Raw genomic sequence first — 7,437 nt, forward strand, 5'->3', positions numbered from 1 at the left:
GAGCCGGCGCGCAGGCCCGACCCCGCGCCGGAGCCCGGGCTGATCTCGTCCGCGGCCGGCGCCAGCGTCAACCAGGCCTTCAACCTGCTCGCCAACACGGTGTCGAGCCAGAACGCGCGCAGCCTGGAAGACCTCGTCCAGGACATGCTGAAGCCGATGCTCAAGGCCTGGCTCGACGACAACCTGCCGGTGATGGTCGAGCGGCTGGTGCGCGTCGAGATCGAGCGGGTCGCCCGCGGCCGCTGAGGTCGCGCGTGTCGCCGCCCGTGTTGACGGGAGGCCCGTGACGGGTTGAAAGCGGGCTCGAAATTCTCGAGACGGACCCGCGATCGCCCGCCCATGATGGACAAGACTTTCGACCCGGCCGGCGCCGAGGCGCGCGCCAGCGCCGCGTGGACGAGCGCCGACGCGTTCCGCGCCGGGCGGCCCGACCGGGCCGGTGCCGAGCCGTACTGCATCGTCATCCCGCCGCCCAACGTGACGGGCTCGCTGCATATCGGCCACGCCCTCAACAACACGCTGCAGGACATCCTCGCCCGCTTCGAGCGGATGCGCGGCCGCGACGTGCTGTGGCAGCCGGGCATGGACCATGCCGGCATCGCCACGCAGATGGTGGTCGAGCGCCGCATGATGGAGGCGCAGGAGCCGGGCCGCCGCGAGATCGGCCGCGCGGCCTTCCTCGACAAGGTGTGGGCCTGGAAGGCGGAATCGGGCGGCGCGATCGTCTCGCAGCTGAAGCGGCTCGGCGCCTCCTGCGACTGGTCGCGCGAGCGCTTCACCATGGGCGAGCGCGGCGCGCCCGACGAGCAGATGGTCCGCGCGGTCACGAAGGTGTTCGTCGACCTGCACGCGCAGGGGCTGATCTACCGCGACAAGCGCCTCGTGAACTGGGACCCGAAGTTCCAGACCGCGATCTCGGACCTCGAGGTCCAGCAGGTCGAGGTGAAGGGCCACCTCTGGCACTTCGACTATCCGGTGGTGGACGCGGCCGGCATCGAGACGGGCGACATCATCACGGTCGCCACGACGCGCCCCGAGACCATGCTCGGCGACACCGCCGTCGCCGTCCACCCCGAGGACGAGCGCTACGCCGCGCTCGTCGGCAAGCACGTGCGCCTGCCGCTGGTCGGGCGCCTGATCCCGATCGTCGCCGACGACTATTCCGATCCCGAGAAGGGCACCGGCGCGGTCAAGATCACGCCCGCGCACGACTTCAACGACTTCGAGGTCGGCCGTCGCCACGGCTGCCGGCCGATCAACATCCTGGACAGCGAGGCGCGGATCGCACTCGACGGCAACGCCGACTTCCTGGCCGACGCGAACCCGGATGCGGAGGCGCTGGCCCTCCACGGCCTCGACCGGTTCGCAGCCCGCAAGGCCGTCGTCGCGCTGATGGAGGCGGCGGGACGCCTGCGCGAGATCGAAGCCAACACCCACGCCGTCCCGCACGGCGACCGCTCGGGCGTGGTGATCGAGCCCTACCTGACCGACCAGTGGTACGTGAACGTGAAGCCGCTGGCCGAGCGCGCGCTTCAGGCGGTGCGCGACGGGCGCACGCGCTTCGTGCCGGAGAATTCCGAGAAGACCTTCTTCCAGTGGCTCGAGAACATCGAGCCGTGGTGCATCTCGCGCCAGCTCTGGTGGGGTCACCAGATCCCGGTCTGGTACGACGCGGAGGGTGGCATCTACGTCGCCGGCAGCGAGGCGGAAGCCGAGGCGCAGGCCGCGGCCAAGCAGGGCTCGCCGGTCGCGTTGCGCCGCGACGAGGACGTCCTCGACACCTGGTTCTCCTCCGCCCTGTGGCCGTTCTCGACGCTGGGCTGGCCGGAGAAGACCGCCGAGCTCGCGCGCTACTACCCGACCAACACGCTGGTGACCGGCAAGGACATCCTGTTCTTCTGGGTCGCCCGCATGATGATGCTCGGCCTGCACGTCACCGACGAGGTCCCGTTCGACACGGTCTACCTGCATACGCTGGTGCGCGACGCCTCCGGCGCCAAGATGTCGAAGTCGAAGGGCAACGTCGTCGACCCGCTCGGGCTGATCGACCAGTACGGCGCCGACGCGCTGCGCTTCACCCTGACGGCGCTCGCCGCGCAGGGGCGCGACATCAAGCTCAGCCCGGCCCGCGTGGAAGGGTACCGCAACTTCGCGACGAAGCTCTGGAACGCCGCGCGCTTCGCCGAGATGAACGGCTGCGCCCTCGATCCCGCCTTCGATCCGAAGGCGGTACGGGAGCCGCTGAACCGCTGGGCGCTCGGGGAGGCCGCGCGTGCCGTCGCCGAGGTCACCGCCGTTCTGGAGGCCTACCGCTTCAACGACGCGGCGGCCGCCGCCTACCGCTTCGTCTGGAACATCTTCTGCGACTGGACGATCGAGCTGGCCAAGCCCGTGCTCCAGGGCGAGGGTGTCGACCCGGCGCTGAAGGGCGAGACGCAAGCGACCATCGCCTTCCTGATCGACCAGATCGCGAAGCTGCTGCATCCGTTCATGCCGTTCCTCACCGAGGAGCTGTGGGCGATCAAGGGCGCGGCACTGCCCGATCGCGGCCTGCTCACGCTCCAGCCCTGGCCCGACCTGTCGGGGCTGGCGGATGCCGAGGCCGAGACCGAGATCGGCTTCGTGGTCGACCTCGTCTCCGAGGTGCGCTCGGCCCGCTCCGAGACCGGGGTGCCGGCCGGCGCGCAGGTTCCGCTGGTGATCGTCGGGGCCGATGCGGCGGTGCGGGCGCGGATCGGCGCCTGGCACGACACGCTGGTGCGCCTCGCCCGCCTCTCCGAGATCGGGTTCGCCGACGCCGCGCCGAAGAACGCGGTGCAACTGCTGGTCCGCGGCAGCGTCGCGGCCCTGCCGCTGGAGGGCATCGTCGACCTCGGCGCCGAGGTGGCGCGCCTGAAGAAGGAGGCCGCCAAGGCCGAGGGCGAGATCAGGAAGCTCGACGGCAAGCTCGGGAACGCCGACTTCGTGGCGCGCGCCCCCGAGGAGGTGATCGAGGAGAGCCGAGAGCGGCGCGAGGCCGAGGCCGAGCGGCTGGCCAAGCTTCAGGAGGCGCTGGCGCGGTTGAGCGACCCGGCGTCCTGAGCCTTGCGCCGGCTGGCGAAGGCGCTGGCCGGCATCGTCGGAGCGCTCGTCCTTGCCGTAATCCTCACGGCGCGGCCGGGCGACCCAACCCTCTATCCGCCCGCGGAGGCGGCGCCGCAGGTGATCCACGTGGTCAGCCACGGCTGGCACAGCGGGATCGCGCTTCCGGTCGCGGCGCTGACGGGGCCGGGGGCGGGGCCGGCGCTCCGCGACATCGCCGTGCGGTTCCGCGCCTACCCGACGCTCGAGTTCGGCTGGGGCGAGGCCCGGTTCTACGCGGCGACGCCGACGCTGGCGGAGTTCGACTGGCGGCTGGCGCTCGGCGCCCTGTTCACGCCCGGCGGCAGCGACGGCGTGATCCAGGTGGTCGGCCTCGACGCGAACCCACGCGCGAGCTTTCCGCACGCCGACATCCTGGCGATCCCGGTCTCGGCCGCCGGGCTGGAAAAGCTCCTCGCGCGGCTGGAAGCCGGCTTCGCGCTCGCCGGCGGCCATCCGGTCGACGTCGGCCCCGGCCTCTACGGGCCGAGCCTGTTCTACCGGGGCGCAGGCCGGTTCTCCTGGACCAACGTGTGCAACCACTGGACCGCCGGCCTCGTCAACGCGGCCGGCCTGCCCGTCGCGCCGGTGCTCGCGACGCTGCCGCGCGGGCTCATCCTCGATCTCGAATGGCGCTCCGGCGCGACGGCGGTCCCGTGACGCTCGCGCCACGCTGCGCGCGCCGTCGTCGGCCCGGCGGCGTCCGGCCAACCTGTCGAAACGGTAATGCGCCCGTCACGGGCGGGTGAGGCGCCGGGCCTTAGGACAGGGTCATCGCCCGCCGAGCCGGCGGCGCCGAAGATGTCCCCGGAGACTTGTCGCATGTCCGTTCCGCAGACCCGCACCACCGCCCGCAGCAGCCGCCGGGCCCTGGCCTCGGTCGCCGCCGCCGCCCTCATCGCGGGCGGCGCCCTCGGCAGCGGCTATCTGCCGGCCGCCACGCCGGCCCTCGCCCAGGCGCTGCCGCAATCCCCGATCGCCGCGCCGGAGCACCCGCCGGGCTCGTTCGCCAACATCGTCGATAAGGTGAAGCCGGGCGTCGTCTCGGTGAAGGTGAAGCTCGACGACTCCGCGTCCAGCGACGACGAGGACGGCCCGAGCGGCCAGCAGGGCCAGAACCTGCAGAACGTGCCGCCGCAGCTGCGCGAGTTCTTCAAGCGCTTCGGCCAGAACGGCCCGAACGGTGGACCGCCCGGCATGCAGCCGCAGCACCAGGGCCCGCGCGGCGCCGTCGGCTCCGGCTTCATCATCTCCGCCGACGGCTACGTCGTGACCAACAACCACGTCGTCGACCACGCCAAGACCGTGCAGGTGACGCTCGACGACGGCCGGACGCTGGACGCCAAGGTGATCGGCAAGGATTCCAAGACCGACATCGCGCTCCTGAAGATCAAGGATTCCGGCAGCTACCCCTACGTCCAGTTCGGCAAGGCGGCCCCGCGGGTCGGCGACTGGGTGGTGGCGATCGGCAACCCGTTCGGCCTCGGCGGCACGGTGACCGCCGGCATCGTCTCGGCCCGCGGCCGCGACATCGGCGCCGGCCCGTACGACGACTTCCTGCAGATCGACGCGCCGATCAACAAGGGCAATTCCGGCGGCCCGACCTTCAACGTCAACGGCGACGTCGTGGGCGTGAACACCGCCATCGCCTCGCCGTCGGGCGGCAGCGTCGGCCTCGCCTTCGCCATCCCCGCCGAGACCGTGCAGGCGGTGGTCGATCAGCTCAAGACCGACGGCAAGGTCGCCCGCGGCTATCTCGGCGTGCAGGTCCAGCCGGTGACGCAGGACATCGCCGAGGGGCTCGGCATGGCCAAGCCGAAGGGCGCCCTGATCGATCACGCCGAGGACGGCACGCCGGCGGCCAAGGCCGGCCTCAAGTCCGGCGACGTGATCGAGTCGGTCAACGGCAACCCGATCAACGACGCCAAGGAGCTGTCCCGCAAGATCGCGGGGCTGAAGCCCGGCGCCAAGGTTGAGATCGCCTATCTCCGCGGCGGCAAGTCCGACAACGCGACGATCACGCTGGGCGCGCTCCCGACCGACGGGTCGAAGGTGGCCTCCTCGGACACCGGCATGGCCGGCGGCCAGCCGCGGCTCGGGCTGAGCCTGGCGCCGGCGGCGGAGGTCGGCCTGTCCGACAGCGGCGTCGCGGTGGTCCAGGTCGATCCGGACGGTCCGGCCGCCGCCAAGGGCATCGAGCAGGGCGACGTCATCCTCGACGTGGCCGGCAAGAGCGTGACCCGCCCCTCCGAGGTCGCCGAGCAGATCCGCACGGCCGAATCCAGCGGGCGCAAGGCAGTGCTGATGCGGGTGAAGAGCAGCAAGGGCGTGACCCGCTTCGTCGCGATCTCGCTGACCAAGAACGACGGCTGATCCGACACGCGCGCCGGGGCCTCGCCCCCGGCGATCCCGATCGACCCACGCACGGCATCGGCAGGACGCGGACGCGTTCGGCCGGTGCCGTCTCGTCGCGACCGCTCGCTCGCTCGCGCCGATGGAACGGATCTTGAACCGGATCGGCCGGGGCCTGCTTCGGAATCCGTTTCCGGGCGCGCTATAGTCGGCTCCGCGAACTCCACGGGATCCGCGACCGGATGGCGAGCGTCGACCTGAACTCCGATCTCGGCGAGGGCTTCGGCGCCTATGCCTGCGGCGACGACGCGGCGATGCTCGCCATCGTCACCTCGGCCAACGTCGCCTGCGGGATGCATGCGGGCGACCCGGAGATCATGGCCGAGACCTTCGCGCGGGCGAAGGCGAACGGCGTCGCCGTGGGTGCCCATCCGGGCTTTCCCGACCTCTGGGGGTTCGGACGGCGGCGGATGCCCTTCACCGCGCCCGAGATCGAGCGCCTCGTCGCCTATCAGATCGGCGCCGCCCAGGCGCTCGCCGCTTACGCAGGCCATCGCATCGCCTACGTGAAGGCGCACGGGGCGCTCGCCAACCTCGCAGCCGCCGAGCGCGACGTCGCCGACGCGATCGCCCGGGCCGTGCGCGCGGTCGACCGCGACCTGGCGCTGCTGGCCATCGCGCTGACGGCGCAGGTGCCGGCCGGCGAGGCGGCGGGCCTCGAGGTCCACCAGGAGATCTTCGCCGACCGGGGCTACGCCGAGGACGGCCAGCTGATCGCCCGCGGCCGGCCCGGGGCGATGATCGACGGCGCGGAGGAGGCCGCCGGCCGCGTCCTCGCCATGGTGGAGGCCGGCGCGATCGTCACCGCGCAGGGCACCCGCCTGCCGACGCCAATCCGCTCGGTCTGCGTCCACGGCGATTCCGCGCACGCGGTCGCCACCGCCCGGGCGGTGCGCGACCGGCTCGAGGGCGCCGGCATCCGCCTCGCCCCGTTCCGGGCCTGAAGAGGTGGGACCGCCTCCGCGCCTGCTCGATGCCGGGGAGGCGGCGCTCGTCGCCGAGTTCGGCAGCGCGGTCGATCCGGCGATCAACGACCGGGTGCTGGCGCTCGACGACGCCCTGCGCGCCGACCCGCCCGCCGGCCTCCGCGAGACCGTGCCGACCTACCGCTCGCTGATGATGCACTACGATCCGCTCGTGCTCGATCGCGCGGCGCTCGCCGCGCGGGTCGTCGCGCTCGCGGACGCTGCCGGTGCGGGCCGGGCCGCGCCGACGCTCTGGACGCTGCCCTGCTGCTATGCCGAGACCACCGCGGGCGAGCCCTGCGGCGAGGACGTCGCCGCCATCGCCGAGCGCACCGGCCTTTCCGCGGCGCGGGTGGTAGGCCTGCATGCGGGGGCGACCTACCGGGTCTACATGTACGGGTTCGCGCCGGGCTTCGCCTATCTCGGCGGCCTGCCGAGGGAACTGGCGGTGCCGCGCCGGGCAAAGCCCCGTTCGCCGCATCCGGCAAACGCGCTCCTCGTCGGCGGAGGGCTCGCCGCAATCGGCACCGTGCCGATGCCGACCGGCTGGTACGTGATCGCGCGGACCCCGGCCCGGCTCTACGCGCCCGAGCGCGACGAGACCTTCCCGGTCGCCGCCGGCGACCGCATCCGCTTCGCGCCGGTGGACGCCGCAACCTTTTCGGCCCTGGAGCGGCGCGCCGCAGCCGGCGAGGTCGTGGCCCGGCGCGAGGCCTATGCCGGGGACCCGGCGCCGTGAGCCCGCGCCTCGCGATCCTCGCCGCCGGGCCGAGCGTGACGCTGCAGGATGCCGGGCGCCACGGATACCTGCGCTACGGCATCACCTCTGCCGGGCCGATGGACGCGCTCGCCTTCGACACCGCCAACCGCGCCGCCGGCAACCCGCCCGGCGCGACGGCGATCGAGGTCTCGGCCGGCGGCATCGCCGTCGCGGCGGAGG

General features: G+C 72.7%; 6 protein-coding genes and 1 pseudogene. All 7 read left to right on the forward strand.

The window, feature by feature from the left end; translation table 11 throughout:
- Nucleotides 1-246 (forward strand): DUF2497 domain-containing protein (locus FV230_RS21590; protein ID WP_147843863.1); only part of this gene is annotated, 246 nt, incomplete at its 5' end.
- Nucleotides 247-339: 93 nt separating this feature from the next.
- Complete coding sequence (locus FV230_RS21595; protein WP_147843864.1) at nt 340-3,081, forward strand: valine--tRNA ligase; 2,742 nt, start codon at nt 340-342, stop codon at nt 3,079-3,081.
- A gap of 3 nt (nt 3,082-3,084) precedes the next feature.
- Nucleotides 3,085-3,780, forward strand: coding sequence for a DUF2459 domain-containing protein (locus FV230_RS21600; protein ID WP_147843865.1), 696 nt, complete (start codon nt 3,085-3,087; stop codon nt 3,778-3,780).
- A gap of 162 nt (nt 3,781-3,942) precedes the next feature.
- Nucleotides 3,943-5,493, forward strand: coding sequence for a Do family serine endopeptidase (locus FV230_RS21605; protein ID WP_147843866.1), 1,551 nt, complete (start codon nt 3,943-3,945; stop codon nt 5,491-5,493).
- Between the two features lie 221 nt (nt 5,494-5,714).
- Nucleotides 5,715-6,476, forward strand: a complete 762-nt coding sequence (locus FV230_RS21610) for a 5-oxoprolinase subunit PxpA (RefSeq protein ID WP_147843867.1) — start codon at nt 5,715-5,717, stop codon at nt 6,474-6,476.
- A 4-nt stretch (nt 6,477-6,480) separates the two neighbouring features.
- Nucleotides 6,481-7,236 (forward strand): allophanate hydrolase subunit 1, encoded by a 756-nt coding sequence (locus FV230_RS21615; RefSeq protein ID WP_147843868.1) that lies wholly within the window; start codon nt 6,481-6,483, stop codon nt 7,234-7,236.
- Nucleotides 7,233-7,437 (forward strand): annotated as a pseudogene (locus FV230_RS21620) (urea amidolyase); the annotation flags it as partial. The gene FV230_RS21615 and the pseudogene FV230_RS21620, both read left to right, overlap by 4 nt.

Origin of the sequence: Methylobacterium sp. WL6 (assembly GCF_008040095.1) — a bacterium.
GTDB lineage: Bacteria > Pseudomonadota > Alphaproteobacteria > Rhizobiales > Beijerinckiaceae > Methylobacterium.